Here is a 24238-nt window from a genome sequence, read left to right as displayed (position 1 = left end):
CCGTGGTCACCCAGGAACAGCGGCGGCGCCAGCTCGCCCGGGAGAAGTTCTTGCGGCAGCAGCAGCGGCGTACCGCTGCCAGGCGCAAGTCGCGCGTACGCAACTCGGTGATCGCGTCCGTGCTCGGCGTGATCGTCATCGGCAGCCTCGCGCTGTACACCACCGGCGTCCTCAAGGGGGACGACGACAAGACGAACGCGAGCGCGAAGTCGAGCGCGTCGCCCAGCCCGAGCGTGGCGAAGGACCCGTGCGAGAAGCCGGCCGAGGGCAAGGCCAAGACCGAGACCTGGAAGAAGGAACCGGCGGTCACGATCGACAAGTCGGCGAAGTACACCATGAAGCTCGCCACCACGTGCGGTGACATAGACATCGCGCTGAAGGCGTCGGCGGCCCCGCACACGGTGAACTCGTTCGACTTCCTCGCGGGCAAGGGCTACTTCGACCACACCAAGTGCCACCGGCTCACCACCAACGGCATCTACGTGCTGCAGTGCGGCGACCCGACGGGCAGCGGCAGCGGTGGTCCGGGCTACACGATCCCGGACGAGAACCTGAAGGACACCAGCCTCAAGAACAACGTCTACCCCGCGGGCACCATCGCGATGGCGAACACCGGGCAGGCGCACACCGGCGGCAGCCAGTTCTTCCTCGTCTACCAGGACAGTCAGCTCCCGCCCAGCTACACACCGTTCGGCACCGTTTCCGATTCGGGCATGGAGGTGCTGAAGAAGATCGCCTCCGCGGGCGAGAGCACGGGGGGCGGTGACGGGGCCCCCAACGCGACCGTCGTCATCGACAAGGCGACCGTAGCGAAATCCTGATGACCAGCACGGCCAGCTCCGAAATTTCGGTCGCGCTGGATGCGGACAGGCAACCCGCTGGTCGCCTATGTTGGCCGTGACGAAACTGTGGACGATGCCGGGGGAGCCGAGGCCCCCGCAGGCATCATGTGGAGGAGGCGCTGTGAGCAGCGACCCGTGGGGCCGCGTCGACGAGACGGGGACCGTGTACGTGCGTACGGCCGACGGCGAGCAGGTCGTCGGTTCCTGGCAGGCCGGCTCTCCTGACGAGGCGCTGGCCTACTTCGAGCGCAAGTACGAAGGCCTGGTTGTCGAGATCGGCCTCCTCGAGAAGCGAGTCCAGACCACCGACCTGTCGGCCAAGGACGCCCAGACGGCCATCGGCCATCTGCGCGAGCAGATCGACGCGCACCACGCGGTCGGTGACCTGGAGTCGTTGCGGGGCCGGCTGGACAAGCTGGTGGCGACGGTCGAGTCGCGGCGCGAGGAGCGCAAGCAGCAGCGGGCCAAGCAGTCCGACGAGGCACGGCACTCCAAGGAGGCGCTGGTCGTCGAGGCGGAGGAGCTCGCGCAGTCCGACCAGTGGCGGGCCGCGGGTGAGCGGCTGCGCTCCCTGGTGGACACCTGGAAGGGACTGCCGCGGCTCGACCGCAAGTCGGACGACGAGCTGTGGCACCGCTTCTCGCACGCGCGGTCGGCGTTCTCCAAGCGCCGCAAGGCGCACTTCGCGCAGCTGGACGCCCAGCGCGAGGAGGCCCGCCGGACCAAGGAGCGGCTGGTCGCCGAGGCCGAGGCGCTGTCCGCGTCGACCGACTGGGGTCCGACGGCGGCGCGTTACCGCGATCTGATGTCGGAGTGGAAGGCCGCGGGCCGTGCCCAGCGCGAGCACGAGGACGACCTGTGGAACCGCTTCCGCGGCGCCCAGGACGTGTTCTTCGCCGCCCGCAGCGGGGTCTTCGCCGAGCGGGACGCCGAGCAGACGGAGAACCTGAAGCTCAAGGAGGATCTCGCCGAGGACGCCGAGAAGCTCCTGCCGGTCACGGACCTGAAGGCGGCGCGGGCCGGCTTCCGCTCGATCAACGAGCGCTGGGAGGCCATCGGTCACGTCCCGCGGGACGCCCGGCCGAAGGTCGAGGGCCGGATGCACGCTGTCGAGCGGGCGATCCAGGAGGCCGAGGAGTCGGAGTGGCGCCGGACCAACCCGGAGGCACGCGCGCGTGCCGAGGGGCTGACCGGCCAGCTCCAGGCCGCCGTCGACAAGCTGCGCGGTCAGATCGACCAGGCGAACTCCCAGGGCAACACCGCCAGGGCGGAGAAGCTCGGGCGGGAGCTGGAGGGCCGTCAGTCGCTTCTGGACCAGGCGCTGAAGGGTCTGCACGAGTTCGGCGGCTGACCCTGCCCGCCGCGACGCACGCGAGAGGCCCCCGTACACCACGTACGGGGGCCTCTCGCGTGCGTCGGGCCGTCGCTAGGGCCGGCGGGCCGAGGTGACGCGGTAGACGTCGTAGACGCCCTCCACGCCCCTGACCGCCTTCAGGACGTGCCCGAGGTGCTTCGGGTCGCCCATCTCGAAGGTGAAGCGGGAGGTGGCGACGCGGTCGCGGGAGGTCTGGACGGCCGCGGAGAGGATGTTGACGTGCTGGTCCGACAGCACCCGCGTGACGTCCGAGAGGAGCCGGGAGCGGTCCAGCGCCTCGACCTGGATGGCGACCAGGAAGACGGAGGACTGCGTGGGCGCCCACTCGACCTCGAGGATGCGCTCCGGTTCGCGCGACAGTGACTCGACGTTGACGCAGTCGCTGCGGTGAACCGATACGCCGCTACCGCGCGTCACGAACCCGATGATCGGGTCGCCGGGCACCGGCGTACAGCAGCGGGCCAGCTTGACCCACACGTCGTCGACGCCCTTGACCACCACGCCCGGGTCGGCGTTGGAGCGGCGCTTGCGGCCTCGGCCGCGCGCCGGCGGCACGCTCTCGTCGATCTCCTCGGTGGCGGCCTCCTCACCGCCGAGTGCCTGGACGAGCTTCTGCACGACGTTCTGCGCGGCGACATGACCCTCGCCGATCGCCGCGTACAGCGACGAGATGTCGGGGTAGCGCATCTCGTGCGCGAGCGTGACGAGCGAGTCGCCGGTCAGGATCCGCTGGATCGGCAGGTTCTGTTTGCGCATCGCGCGTGCGATGGCGTCCTTGCCCTGCTCGATCGCCTCGTCGCGGCGCTCCTTGGAGAACCACGCCCGGATCTTGTTGCGGGCCCGGGGCGACTTGACGAAGTTCAGCCAGTCCCTGGACGGTCCGGCACCGGCCGCCTTGGAGGTGAAGACCTCCACCAGGTCGCCGTTGTCCAGGGTCGATTCCAGCGGTACGAGGCGTCCGTTGACGCGGGCCCCTATGGTGCGGTGGCCCACCTCGGTGTGCACCGCGTACGAGAAGTCCACGGGGGTGGCGCCGGCCGGCAGCGCTATCACGTCGCCCTTGGGCGTGAAGACGAAGACCTCGTTGCGCGACAGGTCGAAGCGCAGCGACTCCAGGAACTCGCCCGGGTCCTCGGTCTCCTTCTGCCAGTCGAGCAGCTGCCGCAGCCACGCCATGTCGTTGAGGTGGTCGTCCTTGCCGGTGCTCTTGGGCGCGTCCGAGCGCACCTTGGAGGCGCCGGCGACGGCCTCCTGCTTGTACTTCCAGTGCGCGGCGATGCCGTACTCGGCGCGGCGGTGCATGTCGAAGGTGCGGATCTGGAGTTCGACCGGCTTGCCGTTGGGGCCGATGACCGTCGTGTGCAGCGACTGGTACATGTTGAACTTGGGCATCGCGATGTAGTCCTTGAACCGGCCGGGGACCGGGTTCCATCGCGCGTGCACGGTGCCGAGCGCCGCGTAGCAGTCGCGGACGGTGTCCACGAGGACGCGAATGCCCACCAGGTCGTAGATCTCCGCGAAGTCACGGCCGCGGACGATCATCTTCTGGTAGACGCTGTAGTAGTGCTTCGGCCGGCCGGTGACGGTCGCCTTGATGCGGGCGGCGCGCAGATCGGACTGGACCTCGTCGGTCACTATGGCCAGATACTCGTCACGCTTCGGTGCCCTCTCGGCCACCAGCCGTACGATCTCGTCGTACATCTTGGGGTAGAGAATCGCGAAGGCGAGGTCCTCCAGCTCCCACTTGATGGTGTTCATTCCCAGGCGATGAGCCAGCGGCGCGTAGATCTCGAGCGTCTCGCGCGCCTTCTTCTCCTGCTTCTCGCGCTTGAGGTAACGCATGGTGCGCATGTTGTGCAGGCGGTCCGCGAGCTTGATGACCAGGACGCGCGGGTCCTTGGCCATCGCGACGACCATCTTGCGTACGGTCTCGGCCTGGGCGGCCTCGCCGAACTTGACCTTGTCCAGCTTGGTGACGCCGTCGACGAGCAGGGCCACCGTGTCGCCGAAGTCACGGCGCAGCTGTTCCAGGCCGTACTCGGTGTCCTCGACGGTGTCGTGCAGCAGACCGGCCATCAGCGTGGCCGGGTCCATGCCCAGCTCCGCGAGGATGGTGGTCACGGCGAGCGGGTGGGTGATGTACGGGTCGCCGCTCTTGCGCTTCTGCCCGCGGTGCCAGCGCTCGGCGACCTGGTAGGCCTTCTCGATCTGCCGCAGCGTCGAGGTCTCGATCTTGGGGTCGTTGCTGCGCACTATGCGCAGCAGCGGTTCCAGGACCGGGTTGTACGGGTTGGCGCGCTGGACGCCGAGGCGGGCGAGGCGGGCACGGACGCGGTTGGAGGAGCCGGAGCGACCGGGCTGGGCGGACGTCGGGCGCACGGCGGAGGCGCTCGCGGCGCGCTCGGGCGTCGCCGGCTTGGGCCGCGGGGCCTCGGCCGGCTTGTCGGCGGGCGCCGAGCGGTCGTGCTCGACCGGCCCGCGGGCGTCGTTCTTCGCGTGCGGCGCGGGCGTCGCCGCGGGGCCCGGGGCGGGCTCGGGCTTGGCGGCGGTCAGGTGCTGGGCCTCGTCTGCCAAGAGGACTCCTCGTGCGCGGTCCGGGTCCCCCGGTCAGGCTCCGGAGCACCCATCGTAGCGATCCTCGGCCGCGGGATCGCCTTCAGCCCGATGTGAGGGCCTTCCCCAGGTGAAACGCGAGAGGCGGGCCCCGGATTCCTCCGGGGCCCGCCTCGCTGCCTCGCGGCGCCGGTCAGACGGTGAGCAGTGCCTCCAGCGGAGCCCCGTCCAGGGCCGCCTCCAGGCGGGGGCGGCCGGCGAGGAAACCGAGTTCCATCAGCACGGCTGCGCCCACGACCTCGGCGCCCGCGCGGCGGATCAGCTGGATCGAGGCCTCGGCGGTGCCGCCGGTGGCGAGCACGTCGTCGACGATCAGCACGCGGTCCTGTGCGCTGAGGTCCTCGGCGTGCACCTCGATCTCGGCGGAGCCGTACTCCAGGTCGTAGGCCTGGCTGAGGGTGGCTCCGGGGAGCTTGCCCGCCTTGCGTACGGGGATGAAGCCGAGGCCCGCCCGGACGGCGACGGGGGCGCCGAGGATGAAGCCCCGGGCCTCCAGGCCGACGATCTTCGTGGCGCCGGTGCGCTCCGCGACGCCCGCGAAGGCGTCGGTGAGCGCGGTGAACGCCACCGGGTCCGCCAGCAGCGGGGTGATGTCCTTGAACATCACCCCCGGCTCCGGATGGTCCGGGACGTCACGGATCCTGCTGAGCAGCAGGTCCGTGATGTCGGTGAGCTCCGTCATCGGCGCTTCCCCGACGGTCGGCCACGGCCCCGGTTGCGGGACGCGGGCTGACTGCGCGGGCCGACGACCGCGGCGGCGTCGTCGTCGTCCGGGTCCAGGTCGACGGACCGGGTCCCGGTGTACTCCTCCTCGGTGGCGGCCTGGGCGCGCTTGGCCATGACCCGCTTCCTGAGGGCCTTCATCTGCGGCTCGCGCTCCTTGAGGTCGGCGACGAGCGGCGTGGCGATGAAGATCGAGGAGTACGCACCGGCCGCGAGGCCGACGAAGAGCGACAGCGAGATGTCGTTGAGCGTGCCCGCGCCGAGCACACCGCCACCGATGAACAGCAGACCCGCGACCGGCAGCAGCGCGACCACCGTGGTGTTGATGGAGCGGACCAGGGTGCTGTTGATCGAGCGGTTGGCGATGTCGCTGTACGTCCAGCGGGTCTGCTTGGTGATGTCCTTCGTCTGCTCCTTGAGGCTGTCGAAGACGACGACCGTGTCGTAGAGCGAGTAACCGAGGATCGTCAGCAGACCGATGACCGTACCGGGCGTCACCTCGAAGCCGACCAGGGCGTAGATGCCGACCGTGATGGTGATGTCGTGGATCAGCGCGACCAGGGCGGCGATGGCCATGCGCCACTCGAAGGCGATCGCCAGGTAGATCACGACCAGGATCATGAAGATCACCAGGCCCTGCCAGGCCTTGTCGGCGATCTGGTCACCCCAGCTGGGCCCGACCAGGTCCGCGGCGATGTCCTCCGAGGGGACCTTCAGGTCCTTGGACAGGGAGGTCTTGATCGCGTCGGACTTGCTGGTGTCCACGCCGGAGATCTGGATGCGCAGCTCGCCGCCGCCGAGCTTCTGCACGACCGCCTGGTGGCCGGACGCCTCCTCCGCGTACGTCTGCGCCTGTGAGACGGAGACGCTGGTCTTCGGGGTGGTGAAGACGGCACCGCCCTCGAACTCGATGCCCATGTTCAGGCCGCGCACCGTCAGGCCGAGGATGGCCGTGATGGTGATCAGGATCGAGATGCCGTACCAGATCTTGCGGTTGCCGACGAAGTCGTAACCGACCTCGCCGCGGTGCAGTCGGGCGCCGAGGTTGCCGAGTTTCGACATGCTCACGCCTCCTTCGTCTCGGCGGGGGCGGAGGGTCGGCGGGTGCCGCGCAACGGCGGCTTGGCACCCAGTCGCTTCGGGTCGAGGCCGGACCAGCTGTGGCCGTCCGAGAAGAACTTCCTGCGGGCCATGATCGTCATCAGCGGCTTGGTGAAGAGGAAGACCACGACCACGTCCAGCACGGTGGTCAGACCGAGGGTGAACGCGAATCCCTGGACCTTGCCGACGGTGACGATGAAGAGCACCGCCGCGGCGAGGAACGACACGAAGTCGGAGACCAGGATGGTGCGCCGGGCGCGCGGCCAGGCCCGCTCGACGGCGGGGCGCAGGCTGCGCCCCTCGCGGATCTCGTCCCTTATGCGTTCGAAGAACACGATGAACGAGTCCGCGGTGATACCGATCGCGACGATCGCACCGCAGACCGCCGGCAGGTTCAGCGCGAAGTGGATGGTCGGGCCGAGCAGCGCCATGATCACGTAGGTGAGCACGGCGGAGACCAGCAGCGAGGCGATCGCGATGAGCGACAGACCGCGGTAGTAGAACACCAGGTAGATCACGACCAGCCCGAGGCCGATGGCGCCGGCGATCAGACCGGCGTGCAGCTGGTCGCCACCGAGGGCGGCGGTCACCGTGGTGACGCTCTGCTCCTTGAAGGTCAGCGGGAGCGCGCCGTACGACAGCATGTTGGAGAGGCTCTGGGCCTCCTCCTGGTCGAAGCTGCCGGAGATCTCCGCGTTGCCGCCGGTCAGCGCCTGGTTGACGTACGGGTCGGAGACGACGTTCCCGTCGAGGACGATCGCGAACTGGTTCTGCGGGGACTGCTGCTTGGCCAGCTCACCGGTGATGTCCGCGAACTTCTTGGCGCCCTTGGACGTGAAGTCCATGGTGACGGTCCAGCCCGCGGCGGTCTGGGTGTTGAAGATGGCCTGGGCCTTCTTCACGTCCGTACCGTCGACCTCGGCCGGGCCGAGCACGTACTTCTGCCACTGGCCCTGCGAGTTCTTGCCGCACGCGAGGGTCGTGTCCTCGGGCTTGGAACCCTTGCCGGCGTCGGCCCGGTCCGTCGCCTTCGTGCAGTCCAGCGCGGCGTACTGCGCCTGGAGCTTGGCGGTGGCCGCGTCGACGGAGCCGCTGGGCGACGGGGTGGCGGCGCTGCCGGAGGCCGAGGTGCTCGGCGACGGCGTGGAGTCGGCCTTCAGGGCGTCGGTGACCGCGCGTCCCTGCGAGGTGGCGGTCGCCGACGGGGTCGAGGAGCCGGAGGGGGACGCGGACGAGGTCGCCTTGTCCGTCGCCTTGCCCGAAGGGCTGCCGGAGGCGCTCGGCGACGGGCTGGCCGGCGCGGCCGCGCCGGAGGCCTCCGTCGCGATGACCGGCCGGAAGTAGAGCTTGGCCGTGGTGCCGACCTGCTGGCGGGCCTCCTCGGAGTTCGTGCCCTTGGGGATGTTGACGATGATGTTCCGCGTGCCCTGCGTCTGGACCTCGGTCTCCGAGACGCCAAGACCATTGACACGGCGGTTCATGATGTCGACCGCGGTGTCCATGTTGGTCTTGTTGATCGCGGACTCCTGGCCCGGCTCCGGAACGGCCTGGAGCGTGATGCTCGTGCCGCCGGCCAGGTCGATGCCGAGACGCGGAGTCGTGTGCCCGGAGGCGAACATCCCCCCGGTGAGCGCCGCGATGGCGATCAGGATCAGGGCCAGCGAACGCCCCGGCCTGCTCTGGGCGCTCCCGCTCCGGCCCTTCTTAGGTGCTGCCACCTTCTCGTACTCCCTCTCGGGCCGCTCCGCGCCGGGTCAGCGCGGCAGTGGCCATGACATGGTGTCGGGACCCGCTGCGAGATGCGCGAACCCGGGGCGCGCGGACGAGTCCCGCGCGTGTCCCGGGTGGCGCCTACTTCGCGTCGGAGTCGCCGTCGGTCTTCTTCGGCTCTTCGTCCGTCTTGGCCGCGGCGGCGTCGGCGTCGACGGCCTCGGCCTCGGCCTCGTCGGACGGCTCCTCGGTCGCGTCCTTCTTGCCGAGGTCGACGGACTTGTCGCCGGAGACGGCGGCAGCTTCGTCGGCGGGCTCGTCGGCCTCGGTGAGGGAGGAGGCGTTGTCCGGGACGACCGTGGCGTCGGACTTCAGGTCGTGCTCGACGCCGTGGACGATGCGGTTGTACTCGTCGTCGGTCAGTACCGCACCGATGGCGTTCTTCGCGAAGAGCAGATCCACACCCGGGCCGGCGTCGACGAGGACCGTGTCCTCGTTGACCTCCTTGACCGTCGCGTACATGCCCCCGATGGTGCGGATGCCGCTGCCGGGCTGCATGTCGTTGCGCATCTGCGCGGCCGTCTGCTGCTTCTTCTTGGCCGACCGGGTCATCAGGAACATGGCCCCGATGAGCACGATGAACGGGAGGAGGGTCACGAGACTCACGGGTCGGAACTTCCTTCACATGACCGCGAGTGGTGAGCGGCCTGATGGTTGGGGGTATGTGTACCGCCTGTCAGTGGCGGCATCGGCGGAGTCTAAGCGAGTCCGCATGCATGGAACAACGCTCAGCATGGCACCTGGGTTCCAGGCCCGGCCACTGTCCCCCGCCGTCACGCCCCGAACAGGTCCCCTTGTCCGTTTCCCGCGGTGGCGGAGCGGGGCGGAGTGAGGCCGAGGTGCGCCCAGGCGGCGGGCGTGGCCACCCGTCCGCGGGGGGTACGGGCCAGCAGCCCCTCCCGCACGAGGAACGGTTCGGCGACCTCCTCCACGGTCTCACGTTCCTCGCCGACCGCGACCGCCAGCGTGGACAGTCCGACCGGGCCGCCGCCGAACAGCTTCAGCAGCGCCTCCAGGACGCCCCGGTCCAGGCGGTCCAGGCCGCGGGCGTCGACCTCGTAGACCGCCAGGGCCGCCGCGGCGATCTCCGTCGTGATGAAACCGTCGGCCTTGACCTGCGCGTAGTCCCGGACCCGGCGCAGCAGGCGGTTGGCGATGCGGGGCGTTCCCCGGGAGCGGCCGGCGATCTCGGCGGCGCCCGCGGTGTCGATCTCGACGTCGAGCAGGTTCGCGGAGCGGTGGATGACGCGCTCCAGCTCGGCGGGCTCGTAGAACTCCATGTGCGCGGTGAAGCCGAAGCGGTCGCGCAGGGGGGGCGGCAGCAGGCCCGCGCGCGTGGTGGCGCCGACCAGGGTGAAGGGGGGCAGTTCGAGGGGGATGGCGGTGGCGCCGGGGCCCTTGCCGACGATGACGTCGACGCGGAAGTCCTCCATGGCCATGTAGAGCATCTCCTCGGCGGGCCGGGACATGCGGTGGATCTCGTCGAGGAAGAGGACCTCGCCCTCCTGGAGCGAGGACAGGATCGCGGCGAGGTCGCCGGCGTGCTGGATGGCGGGGCCGCTGGTGATGCGGATGGGGGCGCCCATCTCGGCCGCGATGATCATGGAGAGGGTGGTCTTGCCGAGGCCGGGGGCGCCGGAGAGCAGCACGTGGTCGGCGGTGGCGCCGCGCGCCCGTGCGGCGCGCAGCACCAGGTCGAGCTGTTCGCGGACCTTCTCCTGGCCGATGAACTCGCCGAGGTCCTTGGGGCGCAGGGCGGCCTCGACGGCCTGGTCGTCGCGGTCGGCGACAGGGCCCACCAGCCGCTCGGCGGCGGTGTCGTCGGTCGGGTCGTCCCAGTTCATGGAGTGTGCCTCGGGGTCTCGTGGATGCGCGGTGACTCGGTGGGGCCGGCCCGCCGCGGTGCGGCGGCCCGGGACCGGCCCGCGTGGGGTGTGCGGGGCGCGGTCGCTCGGCGGGGTGCGTCGCGGTGGGTCAGCGGGCTCGGTTCAGCGTCTGCAGCGCCGACCGCAGGAGCCGGCCCACCTGGGGGGTCTCCCCTGCGGCCTCGGCCTCGGGGGCGACGGCGGACACGGCCTCGTCCGCCTCCCGGGTCGCGTAGCCGAGGCCGATGAGAGCGGCGTGCAGCTGGTCGCGCCAGCCGCTGGTGACCGGCGCGCCCACGGCGGGCGCGCCGGTCGGCGCGCCCAGCCGGTCCTTCAGTTCCAGCAGGAGTTTCTGGGCGCCCTTCTTGCCGATGCCGGGGACGGCGGTGAGGGCCTTCTCGTCGTCCGTGGCGACGGCCCGGCGCAGCGCGTCCGGGGTGTGCACGGCGAGCATCGCCTGCGCGAGGCGCGGGCCGACGCCGCTCGCCGTCTGCAGCAGCACGAACACCTGGCGCTCGTCGTCGTCCACGAAGCCGTACAGCGTCAGCGAGTCCTCCCGGACGACGAGGGAGGTGGCGAGTCTGGCGGGCTGGCCGAGGCGCAGCGTCGAGAGCGTGTTCGGCGCGCACTGGACGGCCATGCCGACTCCGCCCACCTCGATCACCGCGGTGTCGGGGGCGAGGGCGGCGACCGTGCCGCTCACGAAGGCGATCATGCCGTACGGCCTTTCGATGCGTGCAGGGCCACGGCCTGCTGGAGTCGGTTCTGCGCGGGGGCCCGCCAGATGTGGCAGATGGCGAGGGCGAGGGCGTCGGCCGCGTCGGCGGGCTTGGGTGGTGCGTCGAGCCGCAGCAGACGGGTCACCATGGCGCCGACCTGTGCCTTGTCGGCTCGGCCGCTGCCGGTGACGGCGGCCTTGACCTCGCTGGGGGTGTGCAGGGCGACGGGAATGCCGCGTCGGGCCGCGCAGAGCATGGCGACCGCGCTGGCCTGGGCGGTGCCCATCACCGTCCGGACGTTGTGCTGGCTGAACACCCGCTCCACGGCGACGACTTCGGGCCGGTACTCGTCCAGCCACCGCTCGATGCCCTGCTCGACGGCCACGAGCCGGTGCCCCAGGTCCGCGTCCGCGGGCGTACGCACGACACCGACGCCGCACATCGTCAACGGCCGTCCCGCGACGCCCTCGACGACTCCGACACCACATCGGGTCAGTCCTGGATCCACACCGAGTACGCGCACCGCGCTCCTTCTCCTCCTCGCCCCTGTCCGTCCTGCCGCGCCAGGCTATCCGGCGGCACCGACAACGCGAGGCCGCCGGGGCCGGGGGGCTTGGTCCAGGACACCGGAGCGGCCGCGCGAGATCCCCAAAGGGAAGGTAAAAGATCATCTTCAGATGATCCCCCATATCCGACAAGTCATCAGAAACGCGGGCCGCGGCGGGCTTTTTCGATTGCTTCGCGCCCTTGATCACTTATAGCTTCCGGGGCGACGTGCGCAGCTGACCACTGTGCGCATTCGAGCGAACTGACGTTCGCTTCGACCACATCACACAAGAAACCGGGGAATCCATGCGCTCCATAGCGAAGGTTGCCGTGACCGCGTCCGTCCTGCTGGCCGGCCTGGCTGTCGCGACTCCCGCACAGGCGGCGGCCGACTCCAAGCACACCGGCCGCAGCGGCTGCTTCAACTGGTCGTGGGCCGACGGCGTCTCGACGACGACCGTCTACTTCCACAACATCTGCGACAAGAAGGCCACCATCAACATCTGGTGGAAGGACGGCCGGGTCGACGTCATGCGCGCCGCCACCGTCGCGGCCGACGGCAAGGGCCACATCAAGCACGCCGGCAGCGTGAAGAGCATCGACGGCTGATCCGGCGCCGCACGCCGTATGACGAACGGCCCGCCGAAGGAGACTTCGGCGGGCCGTTCCGTCTGTCCGGTGCGATCAGGCGTCGACCTTCGCCATGACCTCGTCGCTGACGTCGAAGTTGGCGAAGACGTTCTGCACGTCGTCGCTGTCCTCCAGGGCGTCGATCAGCTTGAAGATCTTCCGGGCGCCCTCCTCGTCCAGCTCGACCTGCATGGTCGGGACGAAGTTGGCGTCGGCGGAGTCGTAGTCGATGCCGGCCTCCTGGAGCGCGGTGCGCACCGCGACCAGGTCGGTGGCCTCGGAGAGGACCTCGAAGGACTCGCCGAGGTCGTTGACCTCTTCGGCGCCCGCGTCGAGCACGGCACCCAGGACGTCGTCCTCGGTCAGCTCGCCCTTGGGGACGATCACGACGCCCTTGCGGTTGAAGAGGTACGAGACGGAGCCCGGGTCGGCCATGTTGCCGCCGTTGCGCGTCATGGCGACGCGCACGTCGGAGGCCGCGCGGTTGCGGTTGTCGGTGAGGCACTCGATGAGCACGGCGACACCGTTGGGACCGTAACCCTCGTACATGATCGTCTCGTAGTCGGCGCCGCCGGCCTCGAGACCGGCGCCGCGCTTGACCGCGGAGTCGATGTTCTTGTTCGGGACCGAGCTCTTCTTGGCCTTCTGGATGGCATCGAACAGCGTCGGGTTGCCGGACACGTCGGCGCCACCGGTACGGGCCGCGACTTCGATGTTCTTGATCATCTTCGCGAAGAGCTTGCCGCGCTTGGCGTCGATCACGGCCTTCTTGTGCTTCGTCGTAGCCCATTTAGAGTGGCCGGACATCTGCCTGTCTCCTTCGCGTTACCCAACTCTGTACGAACCCCAGAGATCCTACAAGGACTCCGGTGTCCGGTTCGCGCGCACCATGTCGACGAACAGAGCGTGCACGCGGTGGTCGCCGGTGAGTTCCGGGTGGAACGACGTGGCGAGCGCGTTGCCCTGGCGTACGGCGACGACGTGGCCGCCGTGCTCGGCGAGCACCTCGACCTCGGCGCCCACGGACTCGACCCAGGGGGCACGGATGAAGACGCCCTCTACAGGATCGCCCTCGACGCCGTCGACGTCGACCGCCGCCTCGAAGGACTCGTTCTGGCGCCCGAAGGCGTTGCGCCGCACGATCATGTCGATGCCGCCGACGGTCTCCTGGCCCGAACGCGGGTCCAGGATCTTGTCGGCGAGCATGATCATGCCCGCGCAGGTGCCGTAGACGGGCATGCCGCCGCGCACGCGCGCGCGAAGGGGCTCCATCACGCCGAAGAGGACGGCCAGCTTGGAGATGGTGGTGGACTCGCCACCGGGGATGACCAGGCCGTCCACGGCGTCGAGCTCCTCGGGACGCCGGACCGGCCTGGCCACGGCGTCAGCCGCGGCCAGGGCGATCAGGTGCTCCCGCACGTCGCCCTGAAGGGCCAGGACGCCGATGACAGGGGTGTTCATCAGTGCTTACCAGCCACGGTTGGCGTAGCGCTCGGCCTCGGGGAGGGTGTCGCAGTTGATGCCGACCATGGCCTCGCCCAGGTTGCGGGACGCGTCCGCGATGATCTTCGGGTCGTCGTAGAAGGTGGTGGCCTTCACGATGGCGGCGGCGCGCTTGGCCGGGTCGCCGGACTTGAAGATGCCGGAGCCGACGAAGACGCCCTCGGCGCCGAGCTGACGCATCAGGGCGGCGTCGGCCGGGGTGGCGACACCACCGGCGGAGAACAGCACGACCGGGAGCTTGCCGAGTTCGGCGACCTCCTTGACGATCTCGTACGGGGCGCGCAGGTCCTTGGCGGCGGCGTACAGCTCGTTGTTGTCGAAGCCGCGCAGCCTGGCGATCTCGTTCTTGATCTGGCGCAGGTGGCGGACGGCCTCGACGACGTTGCCGGTGCCGGCCTCGCCCTTGGAACGGATCATCGCGGCACCCTCGGCGATGCGGCGCAGGGCCTCACCGAGGTTGGTGGCGCCACAGACGAAGGGGGTGGTGAACGCCCACTTGTCGGAGTGGTTGACCTCGTCGGCCGGGGTAAGGACCTCGGACTCGTCGATGTAGTCGACGCCGAGCGACTGGAGGACCTGGGCCTCGACGAAGTGGCCGATGCGGGACTTGGCCATGACCGGGATCGAGACGGCGTCGATGATGCCCTCGATCATGTCCGGGTCGGACATCCGGGCCACGCCGCCGTCCTTGCGGATGTCGGCCGGGACCCGCTCCAGGGCCATGACGGCGACGGCTCCCGCGTCCTCGGCGATCTTGGCCTGCTCGGGCGTGACGACGTCCATGATCACGCCGCCCTTGAGCTGCTCGGCCATGCCGCGCTTCACGCGGGCGGTGCCGGTCTCGGGGGCCTGGGCGGGGGTGGGGATCGTGCTGGACACGGGGTGACCTCACTCGGTGAAGAGGATTTGTGCAGCACTAAAGAAACGGGATTGGACCAGGCCACAGCAAGGGCCAATGCGAAGGCGGTGGATCCTTTTGGCCCGGCGGACCTCGGCCGACGCCGGTGAACCTCGGGCGCGACCGGTCGGACGGACCGTGAGGCGACCGGTCGGAGGACCCTGGCGCGACCGGTCGGACGGACCCTGAGGCGACCGGCCGGAGGACCCTGGCGCGACCGGCCGGACGGACCCTGAGGCGACCGGCCGGAGGACCCTGGCGCGACAGGCCGGACGGTCTCAGACCGGGCAGTCGGTCTCAGACCGCGCGGTCGGTCAGGGCGCTCGGCGGCTCGTCGTCCATCTCGAAGGCCATGGGGAACGGGGCGTGTCCGGCGAGCCGGAACCAGCGCACCTTGCGGTGCTGCCGGAGTCTGCGGGCCGCTCCCACGGCGTCGTTGTGGAAGCGCCGGGCCATCGGCACCCGCCGTACGGCCTCCGTGAGTTCGCGCGCCGCCGCCTCTCCCCCGGGCGCCTCGCGCACGGCCTCCACCTGCTGCGGGACCGCGAAGACGGCGCGCAGCGCCTGGCTCAGCTCGCTCTCGGCGACCTCGCGATGTTCCTCCTCCGCCTGCCGGGCCGCGTGCGCGGCCTCGTACAGCACGATGGACGCGGCCGGGTCGAGCACCCCGGAGGTCGCCAGTTCCTGGGCCACGGAGGCCCGGCGCAGCAACTGGGCGTCGAGCGCGGCGCGGGCCGCGTCGATCCGCGCGTGCAGCCGGTCGAGCCGGCCCGCGGTCCAGCTGAGGTACAGGCCGATCGCCGCGAGGGCGACGAGGATCCAGATCAGGGTTGCGGTCACGGGCGGCAAGGCTACCGGGGGCAACCCCGATCACCCAGGGTGGAGGGACCGCCCGAGGGCGACGGCAGCCGGGCCGACTCCGCTCGGGTTCCGGCCACGCGTCCCGCCCCGCCCGAGCACCCGCCATGGAGCCGACTTCGCCCGGGCCCCCACCGGGGACCCCCAGACCCCCCGTGCGCCCTGAACCGGCCGCCGAACAGTTGAGCAAGCGCGGAGAAGGCCGTCGTGGACGGCAGCCCGATTCCGCCCCCACCCGTCGGCAGACGGCGACCCGCGACCCGTCGTGCCGTCGTCCCGCCCGCTCAGTCCCGTGCCAGGCCCAGGCGTGCTCGCAGACCCGGGCTTCGGTCGTCCGCCGCCGCGACGGCCGCCGCGCCCGCCGTGACCGTCTCGTAGACGGACATGATGTCCGCGCCGACCGTCGACCAGTCGAAGCGCCGGACATGGGCGCTGCCCCGCTCGCGCAGTTCGGCGCGGCGGTCCGGGTCGCCGAGGAGGCGCACCGCCGCCTCGGCCAGCGCGTCGGCGTCCTCGTTGGCGAACATCTCGCCCGCCGCCCCCTGGTCGAGGACCTGCGCGAAGGCGTCCAGGTCGGAGGCGAGGACCGGGGCGCCCGCCGACATCGCCTCGACGAGGATGATGCCGAAGCTCTCACCGCCGGTGTTGGGCGCCACGTACAGGTCGACGCTGCGCAGGAAGCGCGCCTTGTCCTCGTCGCTGATCATGCCGAGGAACTCCACCCGGGAGCGCAGCTCCTTCGGCAGGATCTCCACGGCCTCCTCCTCGTCGCCCCGTCCGGCGATCAGGAGCCTGGTCCGCGGGCGGGCGGCGAGGATCTTCGGCAGGGCCCGCATCAGGACCGGCAGGCCCTTGCGGGGCTCGTCGATGCGCCCTATGAAGCCGATCGTGTCGCCCTGCCACTCGGCCTTGGGCTCGGCGTCGGCGAAGAAGTCGACGTCGACGCCGTTGGGGATCACCACCGCGTCCCCGCCGAGGTGCTCGACGAGGGTGCGGCGGGCGTACTCGCTCACGGCGATCCGGGCGCTGATCTTCTCCAGCGCTGCCTGGAGGATCGAGTAGGCGGCGATCATGGCCCTGGAGCGCGGGTTGGACGTGTGGAAGGTGGCCACGATCGGGCCCTGCGCCGCCCAGCAGGCCAGCAGGCCCAGCGACGGCGACGTCGGCTCGTGGATGTGGATCACGTCGAACTCGCCGTCGTGCAGCCAGCGGCGTACCCGCGCGGCGCTCAGGAAGCCGAAGTTCAGCCGGGCCACCGAACCGTTGTAGGGCACCGGGACCGCGCGGCCCGCCGAGACGACGTACGGCGGCAGTGGGGTGTCGTCGTCGGCGGGCGCGAGGACGGACACCTCGTGGCCGAGGCGGATGAAGTAGGCGGCGAGGTCGCGGATGTGGAACTGGACGCCGCCCGGCACGTCCCACGAGTACGGGCAGACGATCCCGATCCTCACGAGGGCCCCTTCCCGGGATCGAGATCCGCGAGCCACAGCCGTTGCAGCATGTGCCAGTCCTCCGGATGGTCGGCGATCCCGGTGGCGAAGGCATCGGCCAGCGCCTGTGTCATCACAGACGTCTTCTCGGCCCGCGTGCCTGTCTCGGGCACCTCGATCGGGGGATGGACCCGGCCGCGCATGACCGGTGAGTCGTCGTACCAGAGCGTGACGGGCAGCAGCAGCGCGCCCGTCTGCTGGGCGAGCAGGGCCGGGCCGGCGGGCATCCGGGCCGTGTCGCCGAAGAACTTGACCTCGACGCCGGAGGCGGACAGGTCGCGCTCGGCGACCAGGCAGATCAGGCCGCCGTCGCGCAGCCGTCGCGCGAGCGTGCCGAAGGCGGTGCCGCCGCTGTGCGGCAGGACCTCCATGCCGAGGCCCTCGCGGTAGGCGACGAAACGGTCGTACAGCGTCTCCGGCTTCAGGCGCTCGGCGACCGTCGTGAAGGGCGTCTCCAGCCGGGTGGTGACCCAGGCGCCGGCCAGGTCCCAGTTCGCCATGTGCGGCAGCGCGAGGATCACGCCCCGGTCTGAGGCGAGTCCGTCGGTCAGGTGGTGCACGTCCTCGGGGTCGAAGCCGTTCCTTATCCGGTCGGCGCTCCAGGTCGGCAGCCTGAACGACTCCATCCAGTAGCGCAGGTACGAGCGCATCCCCGCGCGCGAGAGCTCGGCGAGGCGCTGCGGGCTCGCGTCGGGCACCACGCGCGCGTAGTTGCTCTCCAGCCGCTGGACGCCCTTGCCTCGCCGCTTCCAGGCGAGGTCGGCGACGGTCCGGCCGAGCCGTACGGCGGCCGGTTCGGGCAGCTTCTTGACCGTGCCCCAGCCGAGGCCGTAGAGCGCGTCCGTCAGCCGCTCCCGGGCGCTCACTTCGCGGCCCCGCTCCCCCGTGAGGTGTTCCCCTGCCCGGCCGCGGCGGCCTCGGCCTCGGCCTCCGCCTCCGCGGACTCCCGGCGGACCGTGACGACGCGCTGGATCAGCGTGACGAGGCTGCCGACGGCGACGATCCACAGCGCGACGGGCAGCAGGTACTGGATGCCGGGCACGCCGAACTCGTGCAGGCCCGCGAGCCCGGCCGCGACCAGCGAGACCACCAGCCGCTCGGCGCGCTCCACGAGCCCGTTGACGGCGACCGGAAGGCCGATCGACTCGCCGCGCGCCTTGGTGTACGACACCACCTGGCCGCTGGCCAGGCAGAAAATGGAGACGGCGCACAGGACGTTGTCGTCGCCGTTGCCCGCGTACCAGAGGGCGAAGCCGCCGAAGATGGCGCCGTCGGCCACCCGGTCGAGCGTGGAGTCCAGGAAGGCGCCCCAGCGGCTGGTGCGCCCGAGCTGGCGGGCCATGTTGCCGTCGACGAGGTCGGAGAACACGAAGAGGGTGATGACGATCGTGCCCCAGAAGAACTCGCCCCGCGGGTAGAAGACCAGCGCGCCCGCCATCACGCCGGCGGTGCCGATCAGCGTGACCGTGTCGGGGCTCACGCCCCGCCGGATGAGAAACGCGGCGAACGGTGTGAGGACACGCGTGAAGAATGCACGCGCGTACTTGTTCAGCATGGCCTTCCCGAGGGTCGGTGTGGCCGAGCGGCCCCTGCTGGCCACCGGCTGGCCCATCGTAGCCACGCGCGCTCACGTGCGACGGGCGGGCACCCATGGGCCGTGTCACGTCCTGACGGCATACGGGTCACGGCCGGGTCGCGGATCCGCCGCCCCGGCCGGGTGGCGGGATCGCGTCCGCCGTATGGACGCACCGTGACAGGAGTGGAAAGCTCGAAGGACCGCGGGCGCCATCGGAGCCGCCACCACACGCGGATCCGGGATGCCCGCGCCCACAGTGACCTCACCGTGCACGGGAGGCAGGATCATGGGCGACAAGGCGAACGCACACCCCGGAGCCGCCGGCAGGGCTACGGCGGCCGACCACCCCGCGTCCGTACGGAATGTGGTGCTGGTCGGCCACTGCGGATCGGGCAAGACGACTCTGGTGGAGGCTCTCGCGCTGACCGCGGGAGCGGTGAACCGGGCGGGCCGTGTGGAGGACGGCGGCACCGTCTCCGACTACGACGACATCGAACACCGGCAGCAGCGCTCGGTACAGCTGTCCCTGGTGCCCGTCGAATGGGACGGCATCAAGATAAATCTCCTGGACACCCCCGGATACGCCGACTTCGTCGGTGAACTCAGGGCCGGTCTGCGTGCAGCGGACGCGGCCCTCTTCGTCGTCTCGGCCTCGGACGGGGTGGACGGCTCGACCCGCATGGTGTGGGAGGAGTGCGCGGCCGTCGGCATGCCGCGCGCGATCGTCGTCACGCACCTGGAGTCGGCCCGGGCCGACTTCGTCGAGATGACACGGATCTGCGCGGAGGCGTTCGGCGGGGACGACCCCGACGCCGTGCTGCCGCTGTACCTGCCGCTGCACGGCCCGGCGGCGCCCGACGGGCACGCGCCCGTGACCGGGCTGACCGGGCTGCTGTCGCAGAAGCTCTTCGACTACTCGTCCGGGGAGCGCAAGGAGTCCGAGCCGGGGCCGCAGGACCTGCCCGGGCTCGAGGAGGCCCGTAACCGGCTGATCGAGGGGATCATCGCGGAGAGCGAGGACGAGACCCTCATGGACCGCTACCTCGGCGGCGCGGGGATCGACGTCAAGACGCTGGTGGAGGACCTGGAGCGGGCCGTCGCGCGCGGGACGTTCTTCCCCGTGCTGGCCGCCGCCCCCGCGGCCGAGGGCGCCCGGCAGGGCATCGGGACGGTCGAACTGCTCGAACTGATCACGCGGGGCTTCCCGACGCCCCTGGAGCGCGCGGCGCCGCGGGTCACCACCATCGACGGCCGGGAGCGCGCGCTGACACCGTGCGATCCCGGCGGGCCGCTCGTCGCGGAGGTGGTGAAGACGGCGTCCGACCCGTACGTCGGCCGGGTCTCCCTGGTCCGCGTCTTCTCCGGCACCCTGCGTCCGGACGAGACGATCCACGTCTCCGGGCACGGGCTGGCGGACCGCGGCCACGAGGACCACGACGTCGACGAACGGATCGGCGCCCTGTCGGCGCCGTTCGGCAAACAGCAGCGGGTGCTGTCGCAGTGCATCGCGGGCGACCTCGCGTGCGTGGCGAAGCTGAGCCGGGCGGAGACCGGCGACACGCTCTCGGCCAAGGACGACCCGCTGCTGATGGAACCGTGGCAGATGCCCGACCCGCTGCTGCCGCTGGCCATCGAGGCGCACAGCAAGGCCGACGAGGACAAGCTCTCGCAGGGCCTGGGGCGGCTGGTGGCCGAGGACCCGACGATGCGCCTGGAACAGAACCAGGACACCCACCAGGTGGTCCTGTGGTGCCTCGGGGAGGCCCACGCGGACGTGGCCCTGGAACGGCTGCGCAGCCGCTACGGCGTCCAGGTCGACGTCGTGCCGTACAAGGTCTCCCTGCGCGAGACGTTCGCCGCCCGGTCCGCCGGGCGCGGCCGGCATGTGAAGCAGTCCGGCGGGCACGGGCAGTTCGCCATCTGCGAGATCGAGATCGAACCGCTGCCGGGCGGCTCCGGCATCGAGTTCGTCGACAAGGTGATCGGCGGTGCCGTCCCCCGGCAGTTCATCCCGTCGGTCGAGAAGGGCGTGCGGGCCCAGGCCGCCCGGGGCATCGCGGCGGGCCACCCGCTCGTCGACATCCGGGTCACGCTGCGCGACGGCAAGGCGCACTCGGTGGACTCCTCCGACGCCGCGTTCCAGACGGCGGGCGCGCTGGCGCTGCGGGAAGCCGCGTCCGACGCGAGGATCCACCTGCTGGAGCCGGTGGCCGAGGTGACCGTCCTGGTCGGCGACGACTACGTGGGCGCGGTGATGAGCGATCTGTCCGGGCGGCGCGGCCGGGTGCTCGGCACCGAGCAGGTGAGCACCGGGCGCACTCTCGTCCGGGCGGAGGTGCCCGAGATCGAGATCGGCCGGTACGCCGTCGACCTGCGGTCGCTGTCGCACGGCACCGCGCGCTTCAACCGCACGTACGCGCGGCACGAGCCGATGCCGCCGCAGGTCGCGGAGCGGGTGCGCGAACAGGCGGAGCGGGTCTCGTAGTCGGCGCGCGAGAGCGCCCAACCGGCGTGCGCACGAGGGCAGTACGCCGTCGTGCGACCGGGCGCGCTGGAATGCTCCCCTCCGGGTCGGCGGACCGCTTCCGCGGTCCGCCGACGAACGCCGCTGCCTGCGGATACGCTGATGACCTGATCAACAGGTGTGCGGGGCCGGGAAGTCGGGAAGGCCGCAGGTGCGGGCACGGGCGGCGTTGGGGGGACGGGTATGACCGTTGGCAGCGGTTACGGCGACATCTTCGGACCACAGGTGCCGCGTACGGGCGACGAGGGTCAGACGGCCACCTTCGCGCTGGCCTCGGCGGCCTACCGGGACAACCCGGTCGAGGAGATAACCAAGGCCGACAACGACTGGCACCAGTCGACCGTGAACGCGGGGAAGGTCTCGCTGTTCCGGCCCAACCTCGGCGAGGCCTTCTCCCGGGCGGTGGTGGACCGCATGCTGGGCAGCGGCCGCAAGCCGCTCATCCAGTCCTTCGGCACCGAGCCGCAGGTCGTCGTCGAGCACTGTCTGGCCGCCAACAACATCCGCCGGGACCGGGACAACCGGCTGAGCGCGATCATGGTGCTGTGCGGCCTGCTCTTCCTGCCGGGGCTCCTGGTCTGGCTGCTGGTCTTCGTCATCCGGACCAACATCGACCGGCGCGACGACAAGAGGGCATCGGCCCTGGGCACCACCCTGCTCGTCGCGATCGGCGCCCTCGCCGTCATCTTCCTGATCCGTATGCCGTTCACGGGCTTCTGGGCGTGGTACGCCCGGGCGGCGACCGTCATGCCGGTGGTCGGCTGGGTGCTGGCCCGCCGGGTCTGCGAGAGCACCGCCAAGGACCTGCGCGAGCGCTGGGACGGCCTGCTGTCGGGCAGCAGCGTCGGCGCCAAGGTCCCCGAAGCGGTGCCCAGCAGCCCCCGTGAGACCGCGGCCGAGGGGCTGCGCCAGTCGCTGGCCAAGCTGAGCGCCGAGCAGCAGTCGAACTCCGTCTTCTACGCCGGCCCCAAGGGCATCCTCGGCATGGGCACCCGCTGGGGTGCCTGGCAGCTGGCCGAGGACCTCCAGCCGGCCGACGCCGGCCGGGAGATCCACCCGTTCCGCAGCTGGGACGTGATCCGCTCCATCCACGACCAGCTGCGCATGCTGGAGCGCGGCCCGCTGAACACCGGCGGCTTCCCGAAGGCGTCCATACGACACTGGGTCGTCACGCCGATCGGCGAGAACGCGAAGGCGGTGTCCCGGCCGGAGGGCACGGACGTGGAGGCCTACCAGGTCAAGCCGCACGCGATACAGGAGATCTGCAACAAGCAGCAGTTCGGCGCCGGTGACCGGCACTACCTCGGAGTGCAGTGGACGCTGTGGGACGGGCAGCTGGTGATCACCATGCTGATCACGGTGACCGTGCTGCACTCCACCCTGCGCATCGAGGTGACCGGCCATGCGCTCGGCCCGGTGAACCCGCTGTTCACCACCAAGCCGGAGGCACCGAGCAAGCAGGTCACGAAGTCCCTCAAGCCCTGGGAGACCCGCACGGTGAAACTGCCGCTGGTCACCACCAACGAGGTGGTGCGGCTCGCGGTGCGGGCTCCGCTCACCTGGTATCCGCCGATGCTGAAGTGGCTCGGGGGGACCGTGGGACTACCCGAGCCGTTCGGTCTGCGGCACGCGTGGGCGGACCAGCCGTGGCGGCACCGCTTCATGGCCGACGACGCGCTGCGCGCGGCCGCACCGGTGCTGCGGGTGGTCCACTCCGCCGCGCTGCGGGTCCTGGAGGAGAACGGCGTGAACATCGAGAAGTTCGGTTCGCGGTCGGCGTTCCTCAGCACGTCGGCGCAGGATCTCTCGCCCCGCAAGGCGGACCTCTACGACGCGTAGGCCTCCGGCGGCCGAGAACCGACACCGCTCCCGTCCGCACATCGGCCCGAGGGAGATCAGGCCTTCGGCCAGGCCTCCGCCAGCATCTTGCGGGTGTCCGCGAGCAACTGCGGCAGCACTCTCGTGTGGCCGACGACCGGCATGAAGTTCGTGTCGCCGCCCCAGCGGGGCACGATGTGCTGGTGAAGGTGGGCGGCGATGCCCGCGCCCGCCACCGAGCCCTGGTTCATGCCGATGTTGAAGCCGTGCGCGCCGGAGGCGGTGCGCAGGGCCGTCATCGCCTGCTTGGTCAGCTCGGCGAGCTCGACGGTCTCCGCCCCGGTGAGATCGGTGTAGTCGGCGACATGACGGTAGGGCACGGTCATCAGGTGGCCGCCGTTGTACGGGTAGAGATTGAGCACCGCGTACACGTGTTCACCGCGCCTGACGATCAGCCCGTCCTCGTCGGACTTGGCCGGGATCGCGCAGAAGGGACAGCCGTCCTCGGCCCCCGGACCGGTCGGCTTGTTCTCACCCTGGATGTAGGCCATCCGGTGGGGCGTCCACAGGCGCTGGAACGCGTCCTGCGTCCCCACTCCGATCTGCTGCTCCGGCTCACTCGTCATGCAAGGCAGCATATTGCTTCGCCCGTTCGCGGCGTGTCGGCGGGGTTGCGGGAAATGCGCCCCGGCCAAGCTGGAGCGATGGACCCGAAGGACCCGAAGGCCGGCGACAGCCGGCGGCTCTCCTGGGAGCGCCGTGCCGAGATCCCGCTGGCGCTGGCATCGCTGCTCTTCCTGGGCTCGTACGCGGCCCAGGTGCTCGGGACCGGCCTGCCGGACTCCTGGCGTGGCGTGTGTCTGGCGGTCACCGTGGGGGCCTGGGCGCTGTTCGTCGTCGACTACGTGGTGTGCTGGCGGCTCAGCGGGGAGGGACCGGGTTTCGCGCGCCGGCATCCGCTGGACACGGTCGTCGTGATCCTGCCCCTGCTGCGGCCTCTGTGCATCGTCAAGACGTACGACGCCGTGCAGCACCGCCGCGGCCAGCCGCGCCTCCCGCTGTACCTGCGGGTGATGTCGTACGCGAGCCTGTCGGCGGGGCTGCTCGGCTTCGCGGGGGCGCTCGCGGTGTACCAGCAGGAACGCGGGGCGCCGCACGCCACGATCAAGACGTTCGGCGACTCGGTCTGGTGGGCCTGCTCCACCCTGTCGACCGTCGGCTACGGGGACGTGGCTCCGGTGACGCCCGCCGGGCGGCTGATCGCGGCGGGCCTGATGGCCTGCGGTCTGGCGCTGCTCGGCGCGGTGACCGGGTCGTTCTCGTCCTGGCTGTTGCAGGTGTTCGCGAGCCGGGAGAACGAGCAGGGGCCCCCGGGGAGGTGATCTCC

At 70.8% G+C, this 24238-nt stretch carries 22 protein-coding genes; 6 read left to right on the top strand and 16 right to left on the bottom strand.

Annotated elements, in window-relative coordinates; genetic code table 11:
- The first annotated feature begins 2 nt into the window (after window positions 1–2).
- Together ACWCQK_RS20150 and ACWCQK_RS20145 are read left to right on the top strand one after the other, a co-directional pair.
- Window positions 3–821 (top strand): peptidylprolyl isomerase, encoded by an 819-nt coding sequence (locus ACWCQK_RS20150; RefSeq protein WP_451156634.1) that lies wholly within the window; start codon window positions 3–5, stop codon window positions 819–821.
- Between the two features lie 142 nt (window positions 822–963).
- Complete coding sequence (locus ACWCQK_RS20145) at window positions 964–2193, top strand: DUF349 domain-containing protein (protein WP_451156632.1); 1230 nt, start codon at window positions 964–966, stop codon at window positions 2191–2193.
- A 75-nt stretch (window positions 2194–2268) separates the two neighbouring features.
- Here the strand turns inward: ACWCQK_RS20145 and ACWCQK_RS20140 are convergent, their stop codons facing one another.
- From ACWCQK_RS20140 to ruvC, 8 genes are all read right to left on the bottom strand, one after another.
- Window positions 2269–4791, bottom strand: a complete 2523-nt coding sequence (locus tag ACWCQK_RS20140; protein WP_451156630.1) for a RelA/SpoT family protein — start codon at window positions 4789–4791, stop codon at window positions 2269–2271.
- 172 nt (window positions 4792–4963) lie between these two features.
- The gene (locus ACWCQK_RS20135) at window positions 4964–5512 is read right to left on the bottom strand and encodes an adenine phosphoribosyltransferase (protein WP_451156628.1); all 549 of its coding nucleotides are present in this window, start codon (window positions 5510–5512) and stop codon (window positions 4964–4966) included.
- Window positions 5509–6615: a protein translocase subunit SecF gene (gene secF / locus ACWCQK_RS20130; protein ID WP_451156626.1), complete on the bottom strand. Its 1107-nt coding sequence runs from the start codon at window positions 6613–6615 to the stop codon at window positions 5509–5511. Before secF ends, ACWCQK_RS20135 begins: the two co-directional genes overlap by 4 nt.
- Window positions 6616–6617: 2 nt before the next feature.
- Window positions 6618–8372 carry a protein translocase subunit SecD gene (gene secD / locus ACWCQK_RS20125; RefSeq protein WP_451156624.1) on the bottom strand — a complete coding sequence of 585 codons (1755 nt, stop codon included), beginning with the start codon at window positions 8370–8372 and terminating at the stop codon, window positions 6618–6620.
- Between the two features lie 133 nt (window positions 8373–8505).
- Window positions 8506–9030 (bottom strand): preprotein translocase subunit YajC, encoded by a 525-nt coding sequence (yajC, locus tag ACWCQK_RS20120; RefSeq protein WP_451156623.1) that lies wholly within the window; start codon window positions 9028–9030, stop codon window positions 8506–8508.
- A 167-nt stretch (window positions 9031–9197) separates the two neighbouring features.
- On the bottom strand, window positions 9198–10268 hold the full coding sequence (gene ruvB / locus ACWCQK_RS20115) for a Holliday junction branch migration DNA helicase RuvB (protein WP_451156621.1): 1071 nt from the start codon (window positions 10266–10268) through the stop codon (window positions 9198–9200).
- Window positions 10269–10398: 130 nt separating this feature from the next.
- On the bottom strand, window positions 10399–11004 hold the full coding sequence (ruvA, locus tag ACWCQK_RS20110; RefSeq protein ID WP_451156619.1) for a Holliday junction branch migration protein RuvA: 606 nt from the start codon (window positions 11002–11004) through the stop codon (window positions 10399–10401).
- Window positions 11001–11531, bottom strand: coding sequence for a crossover junction endodeoxyribonuclease RuvC (gene ruvC, locus ACWCQK_RS20105; protein WP_451156617.1), 531 nt, complete (start codon window positions 11529–11531; stop codon window positions 11001–11003). The genes ruvA and ruvC overlap by 4 nt, the downstream gene beginning before the upstream one ends.
- 329 nt (window positions 11532–11860) lie before the next feature.
- Between ruvC and ACWCQK_RS20100 the strand changes: the two genes are divergently transcribed.
- Window positions 11861–12163, top strand: coding sequence for a hypothetical protein (locus tag ACWCQK_RS20100; RefSeq protein WP_385785777.1), 303 nt, complete (start codon window positions 11861–11863; stop codon window positions 12161–12163).
- Between the two features lie 75 nt (window positions 12164–12238).
- On the opposite strand, the gene ACWCQK_RS20095 is transcribed toward ACWCQK_RS20100, so the two are convergent.
- The 7 genes from ACWCQK_RS20095 to pgsA all read right to left on the bottom strand — a co-directional run bounded on the left by ACWCQK_RS20095 (window position 12239) and on the right by pgsA (window position 18545).
- Window positions 12239–12991, bottom strand: a complete 753-nt coding sequence (locus tag ACWCQK_RS20095) for a YebC/PmpR family DNA-binding transcriptional regulator (protein ID WP_385785774.1) — start codon at window positions 12989–12991, stop codon at window positions 12239–12241.
- Between the two features lie 48 nt (window positions 12992–13039).
- Window positions 13040–13645, bottom strand: coding sequence for a pyridoxal 5'-phosphate synthase glutaminase subunit PdxT (pdxT, locus tag ACWCQK_RS20090; RefSeq protein WP_451156615.1), 606 nt, complete (start codon window positions 13643–13645; stop codon window positions 13040–13042).
- Window positions 13646–13651: 6 nt separating this feature from the next.
- Window positions 13652–14566: a pyridoxal 5'-phosphate synthase lyase subunit PdxS gene (pdxS, locus tag ACWCQK_RS20085; RefSeq protein ID WP_451156613.1), complete on the bottom strand. Its 915-nt coding sequence runs from the start codon at window positions 14564–14566 to the stop codon at window positions 13652–13654.
- A 316-nt stretch (window positions 14567–14882) separates the two neighbouring features.
- Entirely contained in the window at window positions 14883–15425 is a 543-nt protein-coding gene (locus ACWCQK_RS20080) for a hypothetical protein (protein ID WP_451156611.1), read from the bottom strand.
- A gap of 302 nt (window positions 15426–15727) precedes the next feature.
- Window positions 15728–16894: a glycosyltransferase family 4 protein gene (locus tag ACWCQK_RS20075; protein ID WP_451156609.1), complete on the bottom strand. Its 1167-nt coding sequence runs from the start codon at window positions 16892–16894 to the stop codon at window positions 15728–15730.
- Window positions 16891–17799, bottom strand: coding sequence for a phosphatidylinositol mannoside acyltransferase (locus ACWCQK_RS20070; protein WP_451156607.1), 909 nt, complete (start codon window positions 17797–17799; stop codon window positions 16891–16893). The genes ACWCQK_RS20075 and ACWCQK_RS20070 overlap by 4 nt, the downstream gene beginning before the upstream one ends.
- Window positions 17796–18545, bottom strand: coding sequence for a phosphatidylinositol phosphate synthase (gene pgsA, locus ACWCQK_RS20065; RefSeq protein WP_451156872.1), 750 nt, complete (start codon window positions 18543–18545; stop codon window positions 17796–17798). The genes ACWCQK_RS20070 and pgsA overlap by 4 nt, the downstream gene beginning before the upstream one ends.
- A 250-nt stretch (window positions 18546–18795) precedes the next feature.
- Between pgsA and ACWCQK_RS20060 the strand changes: the two genes are divergently transcribed.
- A complete protein-coding gene (locus tag ACWCQK_RS20060; protein ID WP_451156605.1) occupies window positions 18796–20994 on the top strand; it encodes an elongation factor G-like protein EF-G2 in 2199 nt (732 codons plus the stop codon).
- 222 nt (window positions 20995–21216) lie between these two features.
- Entirely contained in the window at window positions 21217–22872 is a 1656-nt protein-coding gene (locus ACWCQK_RS20055; RefSeq protein ID WP_451156603.1) for a hypothetical protein, read from the top strand.
- Between the two features lie 56 nt (window positions 22873–22928).
- Here the strand turns inward: ACWCQK_RS20055 and ACWCQK_RS20050 are convergent, their stop codons facing one another.
- Entirely contained in the window at window positions 22929–23489 is a 561-nt protein-coding gene (locus ACWCQK_RS20050; protein WP_451156601.1) for an HIT family protein, read from the bottom strand.
- 66 nt (window positions 23490–23555) lie between these two features.
- Between ACWCQK_RS20050 and ACWCQK_RS20045 the strand changes: the two genes are divergently transcribed.
- The gene (locus ACWCQK_RS20045) at window positions 23556–24233 is read left to right on the top strand and encodes a potassium channel family protein (RefSeq protein ID WP_451156599.1); all 678 of its coding nucleotides are present in this window, start codon (window positions 23556–23558) and stop codon (window positions 24231–24233) included.
- Window positions 24234–24238: the final 5 nt, after the last annotated feature.

The sequence above is a fragment of the Streptomyces sp. NPDC002306 genome, assembly GCF_053593435.1.
Note: the sequence above shows the minus strand (reverse complement) of the source record. Positions and strands in the feature narration are given on the sequence as shown.